Here is a 17,250-nt window from a genome sequence, read left to right on the forward strand (position 1 = left end):
AATTTATCATACAATAATATAACCTGATACAATAAGGCTTAAATCAGGCTAGAGCTCAGCGTTCTAAGCCGCTGGCTGGAAGTTTTAACAAGCGTAACCCCTGGCACCTATCCTATATGCCAGGGGTTATATCCTTTCCACCCCTCATCTCCCTTCCTTCTCCGTTTTCGGGTCAATCACAACGAAAGGGCGCATCATATCATAGTCTTCATGCTCGAGAATGTGGCAGTGCCACACGAAGTACCCGGAAAACGGCGCAAATCGGGCAATGACGCGAGTGATTTGACCTGCAGGGGCAGTGATTGTGTCTTTCCAGCCTCGCTCATTGATTTTAGGCGGAATGGTCGGCCCAATCAATTCGATTTGGCCATTTTCATTGTACAGCTCAACGTTAAACGCCCGATGGTCCAAGAGTTGAAATTGGACTAAGTGGATATGCATGGGATGGGGGACGTTGGTGACATTAACGAATGACCATATTTCCGTCGTTCCTAAACAAGGTTTTTCCTCAACCGGGTCACTCCATAGTTTATTATTGAGCAAAAGGAGAGGCCTGCCGTACTCGTCCGTCGTCCCAGAAAGCTTTAAGTTTCGTATCCGTTTGACTTCGTTTTGCTGGAGCGACGGGATATAAGATAGGTTTTTAGGAATGATGCTTGTGTCTTCTCCAGATAAGGGGAGAACGACCTGAAACTGCATCACATCCGCTGTGGCGTCAGTGCTTGCATTGTTTTTCAGTGTAATCGTTTGACCTTCGAATTTGCTAAAATCAATGATGACTTCAATCCGTTCGGCTGGACGGATATCGAATGCCTGCAAAGAAACAGTCCTTCTTAACAAACCGCCGTCTGAAGCGATTTGGTAAAAGGGTGCTTCTGAATCAAGGGCTAGCTGGTAGGAACGTGAATTGGATCCATTTAAAATGCGAAATCGGTACTTGCGTGGTTCAACTTGCAAGTAAGGCCAAACTTTTCCGTTTACTAAAATCGTATTGCCGACAAAAAACGGCAAAACCGACGGATTCGGTAAGTTCGGCGCGGGATTGGCTGGCTGGGCTGGGTAGAAGAGAGAGCCGTCGTCGTTAAAAGATCGGTCTTGAATCAGCAATGGAATGTCAAATTCTCCCTTTGGCAAGTTTAACCGTTCTTCTCGTGGGTCACGAATAATGTATAGACCACTCAACCCTGCATATACATTAAGGCGTGTAATTCCCATTGCATGGTCATGGTACCAGAGGGTGGCAGCCCTTTGGTCGTTTGGGTACTCATAAGTTTCTTGTTCAAAAAAAGACCCCACTTCTGCAAAATCCTTTGTAAACCAAGCTTCAGGGTAGCCATCGCTTGCTGGTGTCGTTTCGCTCCCATGCAAATGGACGACGGTGCGGACTTCTGGTTCATGGGCAACGTGGTGAATCGATCGGTCAATCGGAAGGAAGTGGGTATCAGGGAGGTTGTTCATCCATTTGATCCGAGCTGGTTTTCCCCGCATCACTTCAATCGTGGGGCCAGGGAATTGGCCATCATACCCCCATAAGCGAGTCGGGTTTAAATCCCGATGCAGTTTTTGTGAAAACTCCTTCATGTCAATTTCGTAATAATCTCCATCTTTGCTCGTTTTTTTAGGGATTGCTGTTTTCATAATAGGCATAGGGTCGACAAATTTTTCTAATTCCATAAAAATCCGCTCCTGTCATGTAGGTAGTGGTATATGGAATGTTCAAATTGACTGTTTTGCTTGGGCGCTTTCACTAAATAGGAAAAGCGTTTTTTCTTAAAAACGCAAAATCCGAAGAACGGATTCGGGCAATTAGGCCTTGTATTTCCTGCGCAATGTCCACAACTGATAAAGCATTAACAATGTAGCCCATCCAGTTAAATAGCTCAAAATCGTCCAGCCGACTTTTAAGTAAGGTGCTGACAAAGCAACCACTTTGGAGCTAGTGAAAAAATCTCTGAAATAGAACGCCGCAAAAACGATTAAGGCAAATAAAATGAGAAGAATAAACCACCATTCGAACAGTTTGCTCCGTGTCTGGCCTTTCTCGGCGTTGTATTGATTATGCCAGCCGTCTTTTTTGTTTTTGGAAAGCTTGTCTAGCCAAATATGAATAAAAATCGATAATTTCACCCATAAATAAATTTCAGCACTTATGACCGTTCCAGAAAGCATGACATCGATTGGCCTTCTCATTGGCGTTTTTACTGCCAAAATCAAATTAAGGAGAGAGGCGACTGCTATAGGGATGACCCAAATCCAATTCCAGGTGAACTGAGCAGTAATAAGGGAAGTAGCAAGCAAAACGACCAACAAGATCCGAATCGTCAAATCGAGCAATGATCTAAACTGCGCCCTCCAAATCCGCCATCGATGCTTTGTTTTTATGTCCAATTCGCTGTTCGTAAGCAAATCGATTGTGCCAGAATCCCATTTGTATCGTTGCTGGCGGAATGTGTGGTACGTTTTCATCGAGTCAACAAAACAGCGAGCGCTTGGGCTAATCAGCGTTTTCCATTTAGCTTTTTGCAGCTGCCAAGTTAATAGCATATCTTCGACGTCACTATCATCTTGCCACGGTCCGTCTAGATTGTTTCGGTTCACAATATCATGGAGTGCCTCTGGCCGAAAGAGCGTCGCTTGCCCGCCTAATACGTAAGTGCTGCCCCCGTTATATTGCAATGTTAAAAGCCAACTGGCCATATCTTGTTTTTGTTGGTGCGTCCACCATCTAGTAAAGGGGTTCCCATACTGGCCGCTAGCGATTTTTTCTTCATAGTATGGATCGTCCAAAGAAAGTTCTTTTAGCTTTTTAGGCATTCTTATCGTGTACTTGGCCATTACCCCGCCAATATTTCGGGCACTCATTAAGCCTTCCCACAGGTGTAAAAGCGCTCCAGGTGCCATTCTGCTATCTGCATCCATTCCTAAAATAGCCTTTACCGATTTATTGTAAAGTTGTTGGTACGGACTTAAGTTGGATGCGTGAATGTCTAATAAATCGCCATACAAGCTTTTCCAAGCAGTGTTCAATGCTCCGACTTTTCGCTTCTTGTTGTTTCTCGTTTTTAGCACGATCATTTGCAAATCGAGCTCTTGCCCGCAATGTAAGGCAACTTCTGCCGTGCGATCTGTGCAGTTATCGGCAATGACGATCACATCAAGGTCAACTCCGGTCGGCAATTGCTGGTCTGCTAACCCTTCTAAACAATCGCGAATCGATTGTTCTTCATTATGTGCTGGAATGAAGGCAACGATTCTCGGTTTCATAAACGCATTTTTTGTAACTGGAAGTAAATGTTCTGTTTTCAATCCTATACCCCCGTTGCTCCGTTTTCCGTATATGCTTGTTTGATGTTTATGATCGACACGTAGTTAAAAATAACTATACTTAAAAATAGATTGGTTCTACTGCTGCAATAAGCGATCTTTTCGCTCTATTAAAAAGGTAATTCATTTCTTGGCAGAAAACAGATGGAATTTCTTTAGTCGAATAGATGGGGGGAGAGGCATTCATTATGCTTAGGGGAAAGGTTAAACAGAAAATGGCAACGAAAAAACGCCTTATGTAAGTGAGGCGTTTTTTGGCGGGTGAACAAGCGTGTCCACTTGGTATAAGAGTCGATCGAAATTTCCATCAACCTGGGTATCATCATAAAAAAGGAGCGTCCAGCCTTTTCTTTCAAGGTACCTAGCGATTTTCCGCTCTTGTGTGAGAGTGGTGTTGCGCATCAGCGCTACGCGGTAAGGAACGAGGGCAACATCAATCGACAGATGGTCAATTGCGTATTCTGGGGAAGCATAATATCCTCTCTGCTGCAACGCTCTACATAGTTGGCGTTCCGGCTCATTTGGACATTGCTCCCAATGGTTCGTGACAAGCACAAGGGATGGTCTGTGCCGGTCTGTTAAAATTTTGGCCAGGAATGGCAGTTTGACAAGCGTTTTCTTTACGCGCTTATAAAAGAAATTCATGTAAACACCCCCTTTTTTTACTATCCCCGGTTTTCCGATTTTTATAGCCTTTTTCAGCAAAAAAAATAAAAAAACAAAAAACGCGTCCTGTTCACATTGGAAGCGCATTCACCGAAATTTTCGATCTTTTTATGATAAAAAACGGTTGACCGCAAAACAGAAGAAGCGTATAGTAAATTGCAATAATAGTTTAATAAAAACAGATGTCTTTCTCGAAAGGAACCCCTTTTGGGAAGCAAGAGAAAACGGGAATTTAAAGAGTAGAGAGACTGAGTGAACTGGGGAGCGATTCGATGAGAAGCAACATGATTAAAAAAGGGATCGATCGAGCGCCTCACCGAAGCCTTTTGCGGGCTGCCGGCGTAAAAGAAGAGGATATGGATAAGCCGTTTATCGGCGTCTGCAACTCCTATATTGACATCATCCCAGGGCATATGCATTTAAATAAATTTGCAGAAGTGGCGAAAGAAGCCATTATTGAAGCCGGAGGCATTCCGTTTGAATTCAATACAATCGGCGTAGATGACGGGATTGCGATGGGTCACATCGGCATGCGATATTCGCTGCCAAGCAGGGAAATTATATGTGACGCTGCCGAAACGGTCATCAATGCCCACTGGTTTGACGGCGTCTTCTATATACCGAATTGCGACAAAATTACGCCAGGAATGCTGATGGCGGCTGTACGCACAAACGTGCCTGCGGTCTTTGTCTCCGGTGGTCCGATGGAAGCAGGCCGTACTAAAGATGGAAAAAGCCTTTCACTCGTATCCGTATTTGAAGGAGTAGGCGCATTTTCGTCAGGAAAAATGACAAGGGAAGAGCTGCTTGAAATTGAACAGTTAGCTTGCCCAACTTGCGGATCTTGTTCTGGAATGTTTACAGCCAATTCAATGAATTCGCTTATGGAAATGCTTGGTCTGGCTCTTCCAGGAAACGGAACGCTTGTCGCTACATCTACGGAACGTCATAACTTGATTAAAGATGCAGCGAAGCATTTAATTAATTTGATTGAAAAAGATATTCGCCCACGCGACATCGTTACCGAAGAAACAATTGACGATGCCTTTGCCCTTGATATGGCAATGGGTGGATCTACCAATACAGTGCTCCATACATTGGCCATTGCCAATGAAGCCGAAATCGACTATGATTTGACACGTATCAACGAAGTGGCTGAGCGAGTGCCTTACCTTTGCAAAATTAGCCCTGCCTCTGATTACTCGATGGACGACGTCCATAAGGCGGGCGGTGTAGCGGCGATCATGAAAGAGCTGATTGAAATGGGAGCGGTCAAAGGCGACCGGATTACCATTACAGGAAAATCACTCTATGAAAATGTCGCCCATGCTCAAATAACAAATACCGATGTGATTCGCACGAAAGAGACTGCGTATAGTCCAGTCGGAGGTCTTTCAATCCTTTACGGAAATTTGGCCCCTGACGGCGCTGTCATTAAAGTAGGTGCAGTGGACCCTTCGATTAAAACATTTACTGGGGAAGCGATCGTGTTTAATTCCCAAGAAGAAGCGCAAGAGCAAATTAATAACGGCGTTGTGAAAGAAGGGCAAGTTGTTGTTATCCGTTATGAAGGCCCTAAAGGCGGTCCTGGAATGCCAGAAATGCTGGCACCGACTTCAGCCATTCAAGGCAGAGGGCTTGGCACCAAAGTCGCACTCATTACGGACGGCCGTTTTTCCGGCGCTTCACGAGGAATTTCAATCGGGCATATTTCGCCGGAAGCAGCAGAAGGCGGGCCAATCGCCTTCGTGGAAAATGGCGACATCATCAAAATTGATTTAATCGAACGCACAATTGAATGGGAAATAAGCGATGAAGAGTTAGCAAAACGCCGTGAAGGATGGACAGAACCGGAACCAAAAGTCAAAAAAGGCTATTTGGCTCGTTACTCAAAACTTGTTACTTCAGCTAATACAGGCGGCGTTATGAAAATCTAATCACGATAACACGATGAAGAGGAAAGTAATTTTTGCTTTATCTACAGAGAGCCGTTGGTTGCTGGAAAACGGTGTTAAAGCTTAAATGAAACTCACCTCTGAGTGCGTCTCTGAACATTGTAGTAAGAGCGCCGGATGCTGTGAAGGCATTCGTTATAAAAACTGCGAGCTAGATTACGGCTTGCTTGAGGCTAACCATTGTTAGCGAAAAAGGGTGGTACCGCGTGAAGACTTTCTCGCCCCTTGCTGGATCTCAGCATGGGCGCGCAGAAAGTCTTTTTTGTTGGCGGAAAACAATAAATAGAAAATCAAAACTAAGGGAGGCGCGAGAGACATGATCCATTCCAATGAAGCGGCAACGCCACAAGCCGCTGAAAACAAACAGGCTGTTTGCACAGGTTCTGAGATTTTATTAAAAGCACTTGCCAGCGAAGGAGTCGAAGTCATTTTTGGCTATCCAGGCGGAGCGATTTTACCAACATACGATGAGATTTATAAATTAGGAATGAACCATATTCTAGCTCGCCATGAGCAAGGCGCGATTCATGCAGCTGAAGGGTATGCGCGCATTACCCAAAAGCCAGGTGTCTGCATCGTCACTTCGGGGCCAGGAGCGACAAATGTCGTTACAGGCATTGCGGATGCGATGATGGATTCGCTGCCGATGGTCGTCATCACCGGCCAAGTGGCTACAAAGGTGATTGGTACCGATGCTTTTCAGGAAGCCGATATGCTTGGCATTACAATGCCGATCACGAAGCATAATTTTCAAATCCGTTCCATTGATGAGCTGGCGCAAACAGTTAAAGAAGCGTTTCACATCGCTGTTAGCGGGCGGCCGGGACCAGTGTTGATTGATTTGCCGAAAGATATTTCGGAAAAACTGGGAATCTTTGATTATGAGGAACCTGTCCACTTGCCTGGCTACCAACCAACCGTTAAACCGAATAAGCAGCAAATTCGCAAGCTTCTGGATAAGTTTAAAGAAGCGAAGCGGCCAGTACTGCTTGTCGGCGCCGGTGTCCTTCACGCACAAGCAAGTGAGGAATTAACCGCATTTGCCCGTAAATTTCAAATTCCTGTTGCCCAAACACTGCTTGGACTAGGCGCTTTTCCTGGCGAAGAGGAATTGCATCTCGGGATGGCTGGCATGCATGGAACATATGCTGCAAACATGGCGCTCCACAAATCAGACTTTTTGATCAACATTGGCTCTCGTTTTGATGATAGATTAACTGGTGCCCTTGAACATTTTGCTCCGGAGGCATGCATTGCCCATATCGACATTGATCCAGCTGAAATTGGCAAAAATGTTCATGTCGAAATTCCGGTAGTAGGGGATGCAAAAGAAGCGTTAGCGATGTTACTGAAAGGAAGCGGGGCTATCGCCGAGCACGACGAGTGGCGCAAGCAAGTTAGCGACTGGAAACGAGATTATCCACTATGGTTTCATCGCGACGGGGAGGTTATTAAGCCACAGGAGCTGATCCAAAAACTGTATGAACATACAAAGGGTGAAGCCATTGTTACGACGGACGTCGGCCAGCATCAAATGTGGACGGCGCAACATTTTAAGTTTAACAAACCAAATCGCTGGATTACATCAGGTGGCCTTGGCACAATGGGATTCGGGTTTCCAGCGGCAATTGGGGCGCAAATTGCTGAACCTGAATTGCCGGTATTGGCGATTACTGGTGACGCAGGCTTTCAGATGACACTTCAAGAAATGTCGATTTTGCAAGAACTAGATTTGCCAGTCAAAATTGTGATTGTCAACAATGCTTCCCTTGGAATGGTACGGCAATGGCAACAACGTTTTCATGGCGAGCGCTATTCCCATTCGCTTTTCCCAATCCAGCCTAACTTTGCTAAGCTCGCTGAAGCTTATAACATTAAAGCGGTAAAGGTCGACAAACTGTCAATGCTGGACGAAGCGATCGCTGAAACATTGGCCCATTCCGGTCCGGTATTGTTGGAAGTGTGTGTCGCCAAAGAAGAAAACGTCTACCCGATGGTTTGCCCAGGCACAGGTCACCACTGTATGGAAGGAGTAGAGCCATCATGAAACGGACGATCACCGTTCTAGTTAACAACAAATCAGGCGTGCTAAACCGCATGACAGGCTTGTTTGCAAGAAGGCAGTACAACATTGACAGCATCACAGTCGGTGTAACAGAAAATCCAACGATTTCGCGAATGACATTTGTGGTTATTGTCGACTCAATGGAAAACGTCGAGCAAATGATAAAGCAACTTCATAAACAAGTCGACGTGTTAAAGATTAAAGACATTACCGATGAAGCGATTGTCGAGCGTGAACTTGCCCTTGTCCGCATAGGAGCCACGCCCCAACAACGGGGCGAAATTGCCTCTCTTGCTGAAACATTCCGGGCGCAAGCAGTCGATATCGGCAAAGAGTCGATGACATTGCAAATTACTGGGAATAACGAAAAAATTGAAGCCTTTATTGAATTAGTCAAACCATATGGCATCCAAGAACTGGCCCGTACTGGGGTGACAGCTGTCAATCGCAGCTCTAAAATTAGCACCGATACATCAAGACTAACGCTGATTAATTAGCGAGTCCATATAAAAACAATTGAAGGGGAGATTGAATCATGGCAAAAGTATATTATAACGGAGATGTAAATGAACAAGTACTAGAAGGGAAAACGGTTGCCATCGTTGGTTATGGCTCCCAAGGCCATGCACACGCACAAAATTTGCGCGAATCAGGAGTGGACGTCATTATCGGATTGCGTCCAGGAAAATCATGGGATAAAGCAACGGAAGATGGGTTTTCTGTCTACTCTGTCCGCGAGGCTTCAGCAAAAGCAGACATCATCATGATTCTTTCTCCAGACGAACATCAGCCGGCGATCTACAAAGAATCGATTGAACCAGAATTGACGGCTGGCAAAGCGCTTGTATTCGCACACGGCTTTAATATCCACTTTAACCAAATCGTACCGCCTGAACATGTTGACGTCTTTCTAGCGGCGCCAAAAGGGCCTGGCCACCTTGTCCGCCGTACGTATACAGAAGGCGCTGGCGTTCCAGCACTAATTGCTGTCTACCAAGACGCGACAGGGCAAGCGAAGGACATTGCACTTGCTTATGCAAAACAAATTGGCGCTGCCCGTGCAGGGGTGCTTGAAACAACGTTTAAAGAAGAAACCGAAACAGACTTGTTTGGGGAGCAAGCGGTACTATGTGGCGGAACTTCCGCATTGGTCAAAGCAGGGTTTGAGACGCTTGTTGAAGCAGGTTATCAGCCGGAAATCGCTTACTTTGAATGTTTGCATGAATTAAAGCTGATCGTTGACCTTATGTATGAAGGCGGCCTTGAGTACATGCGTTATTCGATTTCTGATACAGCGCAGTGGGGCGATTTCCAAGCTGGACCGCGCATCGTGACAGACGAAACAAAAGCAGCAATGAAAGAGATTTTAAGCGACATCCAAAAAGGCAAGTTTGCGAAAGGCTGGATTTTGGAAAACAAACTGAACCGTCCTGAGTATAACGCCATTAACGAAGCGGAGAAAAATCACCCTCTTGAAGTAGTTGGCCGCGAATTACGGGAAATGATGCCATTTGTGAAAGCATCCAAATCCAAGGGAGTGGTCGCGAATGCGAAAAATTAACGTGTTTGATACGTCGCTGCGCGATGGAGAACAAATGCCTGGTATCGCTTTGACTGTGAAAGAGAAGTTAGAAATTGCCCGGCAATTGGAACGTCTAGGTGTGGACATTATTGAGGCTGGTTTTCCAGCCTCCTCACCTGGCGATTTTCAAGCAGTCAAGGAAATTGCTGAAACGGTAAAAGGTTCATCCATTACCGGTCTTGCTCGGGCCAAGAAAAGCGATATTGACTCGGCTTGGGAGGCGTTAAAATCAAGCGCTGAGCCAAGAGTGCACGTCTTTCTGGCGACATCGCCGATTCATATGGAGCATAAACTTAAACTGACTCCAGATCAAGTAGTGGAGCGGGCGGTAGAAAGCGTTCGTTACGCAGCGAAAAAATTTCCCCACGTCCAGTTTTCGGCAGAGGATGCAAACCGTTCAGAATGGCCGTTCTTAAAACGAATTATTGAAGCGGCGATTGATGCAGGCGCTTCTGTCATTAATCTTCCTGATACAGTTGGGTATAGAACCCCAGAAGAAATATCGAAATTGTTTGAATTTGTAACCGAAAATGTCAAAAACATCGACCGTGCCATTTTATCAACTCATAACCATGACGACCTTGGCATGGGTGTAGCCAATTCACTTGCCGCTATTTCTGCGGGGGCGGGCCAAGTAGAGTGTACAATCAATGGCATTGGCGAACGTGCTGGAAACGCGGCGCTAGAAGAAATCGCCGTTGCTTTGCAAATTCGTTCTGATTATTACCAGGCGAAAACAGGGCTAAAACTATCAGAACTAAAGCGTACAAGCGCCCTTGTCAGCAGGCTAACGTCGATGAATGTTCCTGGAAATAAAGCGGTTGTAGGAGCGAACGCGTTTGCTCATGAGTCAGGCATCCACCAAGACGGAATGCTCAAAAACAAAGAAACCTATGAAATCATTACGCCTGAACTTGTCGGCGCCACTTCTTCATTGCCTTTAGGGAAACATTCTGGCCGTCATGCATTTAAAACAAAGTTGAATGAATTAGGTTTTTCTGGCTCTGACGAAAAGCTACAAACGATTTTCGTCGCGTTTAAACAACTTTGCGATAAGAAAAAAGAAGTGACCGAAGATGATTTGTATGCATTGATTGCTGATGCAACCGATGATCAAGATAGCACAGCTTATGAACTAACGGCGCTGCAAGTCACGTATGGAATGAACCACGTACCAACGGCCACGATTCGCCTTAAGAAACAGGATGACAGCGAAATTGAAGAAGCAGGGACTGGTTCTGGAAGCGTCGAAGCAATCTACAATACATTGGCAAAAATGACTGGTGGCAATTACAGCCTAGCTGATTACCGAATCCAGTCGGTAAATGGCGGAGAAGATGCGTTAGCGGAAGTTCATGTACGCATCAAAGCAGACGATTTTGAACAAAGCGGACGGGGCGTGGCACATGATGTGTTAGAGGCATCGGCAAAAGCGTATTTGCACGCTGTTAACCGCGTGATAGCCCGGAAGCATTATGCAAAACGGGAAATGGCGAAGGTGGAAAGCTAAGGAGGAGACAATGGAAAAACAAATATTGCTTTTACCTGGTGACGGCATTGGTCCGGAAATTATTGCCGAAACGAAACGGGTGTTAGAAGAAATTGCACGGATGTATCGCCATACATTTCGGTTTATTGAAGGGCGAATTGGCGGTGATGCTATTGACGCAACTGGCAGCCCCCTTCCTGAGGAGACGCTGGGTCTTGCCAAAGGTAGCGACGCAATTTTGCTTGGCGCAGTCGGCGGACCAAAGTGGGACGGCAATCCCCCTGAAAAACGGCCAGAAAAAGGGCTGCTGCAAATACGCAAAGCACTGGGCCTTTACGCCAACCTTCGCCCTGTCCGTGTACTGGAACCGTTAATGGGTGCATCCACCTTAAAAGAGGAAGTGTTGGCCGACGTTGATTTGTTGATTGTACGGGAGTTAACAGGCGGGCTTTATTTTGGCGAGCCACGTGAACGGCGACAAATCAATGGAGAAGACGGAGCAGTGGATACGCTCCTTTATACAAGGGGTGAAATCGAGCGGATTTTGCACCAAGCGTTTCAATTTGCAAGAACGCGCAAGAAACGTGTCGTCTCTGTTGACAAGGCGAATGTCTTAGAGTCGAGCAGGTTATGGCGGGAAATTGCTGATGAAGTAGCCCGTGAGTATCCAGACGTCACGCTTTCGCACATGCTTGTCGATAATGCGGCGATGCAGCTTATTCGCGATCCAAGGCAGTTTGACGTCATTGTAACGGAAAATTTGTTTGGCGATATTTTGAGTGATGAAGCTTCGATGATTACTGGATCCTTGGGCTTATTGCCATCGGCGAGCATGAATACGTCAAAAGTCGGCTTATTTGAACCTGTTCACGGTTCTGCTCCTGACATAGCAGGGACGGGGGCGGCCAATCCGCTAGCGACGATTTTGTCAGCAGCGATGATGCTGCAATATAGTTTTGGGTTAGCGGACGAGGCAAAAGCAATCGAAGTCGCAGTCGACCGTGTGCTCGCTCAAGGAGTACGGACGAAGGACATCGCAAAAGCAAGCGAAAACGCTGTTTCGACAACGGCAATAACAAATGCGGTTATTGAGGCGCTTGCTCTTAAAAGTGCCTCAAGCTGCTAAAAAAAGAGGGAGCGTTATGGCGAAAACAATTATCGAAAAAATATGGGAATCACATACCGTTGTGGAAGAAGAAGGTAAACCTAATTTGCTTTATGTTGATTTGCATATGGTGCATGAAGTCACATCCCCACAAGCATTTGAAGGGTTGCGACTTGCAGGAAGAACAGTGAGGCGGCCAGATAAAACATTTGCTACGATGGACCATAATGTCCCGACGGTGAATCGTTACGACATTCGCGATCAAATCGCGCGCACGCAAATGGAGACACTTGCTGCTAACTGCAAGCAATTTGGAATTGAGATGGTTGATTTAGACCACCCGGAAAACGGAATTGTCCATGTTATTGGACCAGAACTGGGCTTGACTCAGCCAGGGCATGTGATCGTCTGTGGCGACAGCCATACATCGACCCATGGCGCATTTGGCGCTATTGCGTTTGGAATTGGCACAAGCGAGGTCGAGCATGTGTTGGCCACACAAACAATTTGGCAATCAAAGCCGAAAACGCTCGAGGTCCATATTTCTGGGCGTCTGAATGAAGGCATATCTGCCAAAGATGTGATTTTGGCCATCATTGCAAAGTTTGGCGTCGATATTGGCACAGGCAGCATCATTGAATTTACTGGAGAAGCTATTCGCGGTATGACAATGGAAGAACGGATGACGATTTGCAATATGTCGATTGAGGCAGGTGCGAAAGCAGGTTTGATTTCCCCTGACCAAGTAACGTTCGATTATTTGCAAGGCAGAGCAAACGTTCCGAAAGGCAAGGAGTACGACGAGATTGTCGAGAAATGGGCCCGATTGGCAACCGATCCAGGAGCAACCTATGATCGCTCAGTGACGATTGATGCAGCGGAAATTGAACCGATGGTGACATGGGGAACCAATCCTGGCCAAGGGGCAGGGATTTCAAAAGCTGTACCACGGCTTGAGGATGCGAAATCGGAAGTAGAACGGCGCGCAATTAGCCAAGCGCTTGATTACATGGACATCAAACCAGGCATGCCTTTGAGCGAGATTGAAATCCAACATGTGTTTATTGGGTCATGTACCAATTCGCGCTTGAGCGATTTAAGGGCAGCGGCAGCCGTTATTAACGGGCGGAAAGTAGCGCCTGGAGTCCGTGCCCTTATTGTCCCTGGCTCCCAGCGTGTCAAAAAGCGTGCTGAGGAAGAAGGGTTGGATCAAGTCTTTAAAGAAGCGGGATTTGAATGGCGTGATTCAGGTTGTAGCATGTGTTTGAGCATGAACCCAGACGTTGTTCCTGAAGGGGAACGTTGTGCCTCGACTTCCAACCGAAACTTTGAAGGCAGGCAAGGAAAGGGAGCGCGCACCCATTTGGTTAGCCCGGCAATGGCAGCAGCAGCAGCGATCGCTGGTCGGTTTGTAGACGTCCGCAAAATGGTAAAAGCAGGTGAGTGTTAATGGAACCGATTCAAGTTCATAAAGGCAAAGCAGTTGTTTTAGACCGCGTCAATATTGATACAGACCAAATTATCCCGAAACAATTTTTAAAGCGAGTAGAGCGCACGGGCTTCGGCCAATATTTGTTTTACGATTGGCGTTTTCAAGCAGATGGTGCAGATAACCCAGCATTTGAGCTTAATCAGCCAGAAGCAAAAGGGGCAAGCATTTTAATTACCGGCCATAATTTTGGCTGCGGCTCTTCCCGGGAACATGCACCGTGGGCTTTGTATGATTACGGTTTCCGCGTCATTATAGCACCAAGTTTTGCCGATATCTTCTATAATAATTGCGTAAAAAACGGCTTGTTGCCGATCCGCCTTTCGCCTGAAGAAACTGAATTGTGGATGGAACGGGCGAAAGAAAGCCAACAAGAGATTACGGTCGATTTAGGTGAACAGCTCATTAAGCAAAATGGGCTAGAAACCAAGTTTGAAATGGACTCGTATTGGAAGCAAATGCTCTACAACGGCTGGGATGAAATTAGCCTGACCCTTCAATATGAAGAAGCAATTGCTAAATACGAGCACCGCCAGTCAGCAGTCAATAAATAAAAGCAACCAAAACGCGTGCTAGACGAGGCGTGGAGCAAGAGAAGCGCGAGGGACGGAGCTCTGTTCCATACAGAGTCCATTCACTAGGGCTTTCTCCTATGTAGTGTTTGTCTAGAGTCTGTGAAAGTCCCCTTTTGGGGGCTTTCTTTGATTAAGTTTGATTTAAAAGGGAATAGGGAAGGAATAGCGAATAGGAGTACATGGGGATTTGTATAAGATAGAGGAGCCGTGATACATTAAAGGAATCGGGCAGAAAGCGGGCGATTGCATTGACGAATGAACATCACCACGAACCACAAAACATCATCCTTTTTCCAGGAGTTGTGAAACGGCTTGTAGAGGAAGGCATGGATGAATTAAAACGAAAAAATGGCCAAAAAGCGCTCCAGCTTTTTTCACAAGCGGAAACGTATGAGCCGACGAGCGCCCAAGCTCGTTTTGGCGTAGTACTAAGTTTGATTGAGTTAAATCGTCAAGAGGAAGCGGTAGAAAAAACAAAAGCACTATTACACGAAGGCATTGGCGATTACTACGAAACGCTGCAAGTCCATGTGTCTTTGCTTGTACAGCTGTCGCGTTATGAGGAAGTCGTCCACTTGTTGGAAACAGTTCTCAGCGAAAACCGGCTGCCATCTGAACATGCAGAAACCTTTTATGAACTTCTCCATTTCAGTAGGCAAATGTCGAGCTCACAAGCATATGACGCCTCTCTCTTAGATGAAGAACATAAAAAAGAAACAGAGTTGGAGTTGCGTGCTGGCCTTCATGCAACGAATGAGCCAGCAAAATGGAAAGCATTGCAAACGGTGAAGCAGCTCAATGTGAAGGCGTTACTGAAAGACGTACGCGAGTTAGCAGCCGATGAAAACGCCAAGGCACTTATGCGCACGTATGCCCTTGTACTCTTGCATGATTGGAATGATCGGATGCCGATCGTCATTAAGAAGGAAGAGCGGAGCATGGAAGTGCAACCAGCCGAATTGTCGATACCAGGAGAACGGGACATAGACAAAGCGATTCGTCAAGCTTTGGAAGAACAACTTGAACAGGAAGACCCGGTGCTTTTGCAAATGGCAAGACAGCTACACCATACATACTTATTGATCACGTATCCTTTCTTACCAGATCCGCCGAATCCAAAAGCATGGGCATGTGCTTTCCATTTAGTTGCTGCTGAACAGCTTGGCTTAGAAACAGATGAAGAGGACATGGTTGATTGTTATGGCTGCAAACGGTTTGATGTGCTATGTGCTTCAAATGAAATCGAAGCGTTGGAAAAGGATATTCTCCTTGAGTCGCAAGATCAAAACCAATGGTTCCATACATAAGATTTTAGTAAGCAACTGATTGAAAGATGGCGCCTTTATGTTATAATGGAATGGTTGTCAAAAACGTGAGAAATGATTTTGCTATTTTAGTGCTGGAGGGAATAAGAACATGTCTGCAAAATGGGAAAAAACAGAAGATAACACAGGCGTCTTAACAATTGAAGTCGAAGCAGATAAAGTCAATGATGCTTTAGATAAAGCGTTTAAAAAAGTGGTACAGAAAGTGAATGTCCCTGGTTTTCGTAAAGGAAAAGTGCCTCGTGGCCTATTTGAAAAACAGTTTGGCGTTGAATCGCTTTACCAAGACGCGATTGACATTCTGTTGCCAGAAGCTTACGCAAACGCTGTCGATGAAACAGGCATCTATCCTGTAGATCGGCCTGAAATCGATGTAGAAAGCATTGGCAAAAACGAACCGCTTATCGTTAAAGCTACCGTTACAGTAAAGCCTGAAGTCAAGCTTGGTGATTACAAAGGCCTTGAAGTGGAAGTGCCGAGCACAGACGTAACCGATGAGGATGTAGAAGCTGAGCTTAAAAAGCTACAAGAACAACATGCAGAACTCATTGTTATTGAAGATGGTGAAATCACAAATGGCGATACAGCTGTCATTGATTTTGCTGGCTATGTAGATGGAGAAGCATTTGAAGGCGGCACGGCTGAGAATTATTCATTGGAAATCGGCTCAAATTCCTTTATCCCTGGATTTGAAGAACAGCTTGTCGGCTTGAAAGCAGGGGAAGAAAAAGATGTCGAAGTCACATTCCCAGAAGAATACCACGCAGAAGAACTTGCAGGAAAGCCTGCGACATTCAAAGTGAAAGTGCATGACATTAAGCGCAAAGAGTTGCCTGAACTTGATGATGAGTTTGCAAAAGATGTGAATGAGAAAGTAGAAACATTGGACGAACTAAAGAACGAATTGCGTTCTACATTGGAAGAGCAAAAGAAAACGGCTTCTGAAAATGCCGTCCGTGATTCACTGCTTGAAAAAGCTGCTGAACAAGCAGACATCAATGTGCCAGAAGCGATGATCGAAACGGAAACAGACCGTATGTTGCAAGAATTTGGTCAGCGTCTACAAGCGCAAGGAATGAACTTGGATATGTACTTCCAGTTCTCTGGGCAAACGGAAGAAGACATGCGCAATCAATTTAAAGAGGATGCTGAAAAGCGCGTTCGTGTAAACTTGACACTCGAAGCAATTGCAGAAGCGGAAAATGTCGAAGTAAGCGAAGAAGAGATTGAAGAAGAATTCCAAAAAATGGCTGATATGTACCAGCGTTCAGTGGAGGAAATCAAAGCATTGCTCGCTGCCCAAGGCGGCACAGACAATGTAAAAGGCGATCTGAAACTGCGCAAAGCGATTGACGTGCTTGTCGATAACAGCAAAGAAGTAACAACAGAATCATAAGGGCGGCACGAGCCTCATACTGCCTTTGTATGTGAACTTGGCATGGAATTGTTCCATGCCTTTCTCCATATTTTTAGTATGTTCTGTTCCGATATTGAACATGCTGGAACTAGGCAAATTTTAAAGGGTTTTTGCATCGTTTGCTTGAATAGTATTATAATGTGGCGAAGGGAGTGATCAATTCCTTTTTAAGTCCACAATTAAGTCAAATGGCAAAATACGTACATAAAAAGCATTTTTCTAGAGTGTTAACGGCGGATATGCTACAATGATTTGACG

At 45.6% G+C, this 17,250-nt stretch carries 13 protein-coding genes and 1 other annotated feature; of the genes, 10 read left to right on the top strand and 3 right to left on the bottom strand.

Annotated features, from left to right (window positions below):
• Positions 1-144 precede the first annotated feature (144 nt).
• The 3 genes from BC8716_RS14450 to BC8716_RS14460 all read right to left on the bottom strand — a co-directional run bounded on the left by BC8716_RS14450 (position 145) and on the right by BC8716_RS14460 (position 3,969).
• Positions 145-1,674, bottom strand: coding sequence for a multicopper oxidase family protein (locus BC8716_RS14450; RefSeq protein ID WP_094426742.1), 1,530 nt, complete (start codon positions 1,672-1,674; stop codon positions 145-147).
• A gap of 132 nt (positions 1,675-1,806) precedes the next feature.
• Positions 1,807-3,264 carry a glycosyltransferase family 2 protein gene (locus BC8716_RS14455; RefSeq protein WP_257007591.1) on the bottom strand — a complete coding sequence of 486 codons (1,458 nt, stop codon included), beginning with the start codon at positions 3,262-3,264 and terminating at the stop codon, positions 1,807-1,809.
• Positions 3,265-3,558: 294 nt separating this feature from the next.
• Positions 3,559-3,969, bottom strand: coding sequence for a putative endonuclease domain-containing protein (locus tag BC8716_RS14460; RefSeq protein WP_094426745.1), 411 nt, complete (start codon positions 3,967-3,969; stop codon positions 3,559-3,561).
• Between the two features lie 293 nt (positions 3,970-4,262).
• On the opposite strand from BC8716_RS14460, the gene ilvD reads away from it, so the two are divergent.
• From ilvD to tig, 10 genes are all read left to right on the top strand, one after another.
• Positions 4,263-5,927 (top strand): dihydroxy-acid dehydratase, encoded by a 1,665-nt coding sequence (ilvD, locus tag BC8716_RS14465; RefSeq protein WP_094426747.1) that lies wholly within the window; start codon positions 4,263-4,265, stop codon positions 5,925-5,927.
• 4 nt (positions 5,928-5,931) lie between these two features.
• Positions 5,932-6,174, top strand: a binding site (T-box leader).
• A gap of 87 nt (positions 6,175-6,261) precedes the next feature.
• Positions 6,262-7,992 (top strand): biosynthetic-type acetolactate synthase large subunit, encoded by a 1,731-nt coding sequence (ilvB, locus tag BC8716_RS14470; protein ID WP_094426749.1) that lies wholly within the window; start codon positions 6,262-6,264, stop codon positions 7,990-7,992.
• Positions 7,989-8,507, top strand: coding sequence for an acetolactate synthase small subunit (gene ilvN, locus BC8716_RS14475; protein WP_062749640.1), 519 nt, complete (start codon positions 7,989-7,991; stop codon positions 8,505-8,507). The genes ilvB and ilvN overlap by 4 nt, the downstream gene beginning before the upstream one ends.
• A 38-nt stretch (positions 8,508-8,545) precedes the next feature.
• On the top strand, positions 8,546-9,571 hold the full coding sequence (ilvC, locus tag BC8716_RS14480) for a ketol-acid reductoisomerase (protein WP_011247486.1): 1,026 nt from the start codon (positions 8,546-8,548) through the stop codon (positions 9,569-9,571).
• The gene (locus tag BC8716_RS14485; protein ID WP_094426752.1) at positions 9,558-11,102 is read left to right on the top strand and encodes a 2-isopropylmalate synthase; all 1,545 of its coding nucleotides are present in this window, start codon (positions 9,558-9,560) and stop codon (positions 11,100-11,102) included. The genes ilvC and BC8716_RS14485 overlap by 14 nt, the downstream gene beginning before the upstream one ends.
• A gap of 10 nt (positions 11,103-11,112) precedes the next feature.
• Positions 11,113-12,207 carry a 3-isopropylmalate dehydrogenase gene (gene leuB, locus BC8716_RS14490; protein WP_094426754.1) on the top strand — a complete coding sequence of 365 codons (1,095 nt, stop codon included), beginning with the start codon at positions 11,113-11,115 and terminating at the stop codon, positions 12,205-12,207.
• Positions 12,208-12,223: 16 nt separating this feature from the next.
• A complete protein-coding gene (gene leuC, locus BC8716_RS14495; RefSeq protein WP_094426757.1) occupies positions 12,224-13,636 on the top strand; it encodes a 3-isopropylmalate dehydratase large subunit in 1,413 nt (470 codons plus the stop codon).
• On the top strand, positions 13,636-14,229 hold the full coding sequence (gene leuD, locus BC8716_RS14500; protein ID WP_094426759.1) for a 3-isopropylmalate dehydratase small subunit: 594 nt from the start codon (positions 13,636-13,638) through the stop codon (positions 14,227-14,229). The genes leuC and leuD overlap by 1 nt, the downstream gene beginning before the upstream one ends.
• Before the next feature lie 269 nt (positions 14,230-14,498).
• Complete coding sequence (locus BC8716_RS14505) at positions 14,499-15,557, top strand: tetratricopeptide repeat protein (RefSeq protein ID WP_094426762.1); 1,059 nt, start codon at positions 14,499-14,501, stop codon at positions 15,555-15,557.
• A 109-nt stretch (positions 15,558-15,666) separates the two neighbouring features.
• Positions 15,667-16,971, top strand: coding sequence for a trigger factor (tig, locus tag BC8716_RS14510; protein WP_094426765.1), 1,305 nt, complete (start codon positions 15,667-15,669; stop codon positions 16,969-16,971).
• Positions 16,972-17,250: the final 279 nt, after the last annotated feature.

The organism is Shouchella clausii, assembly GCF_002250115.1.
GTDB lineage: Bacteria > Bacillota > Bacilli > Bacillales > Bacillaceae_D > Shouchella > Shouchella clausii.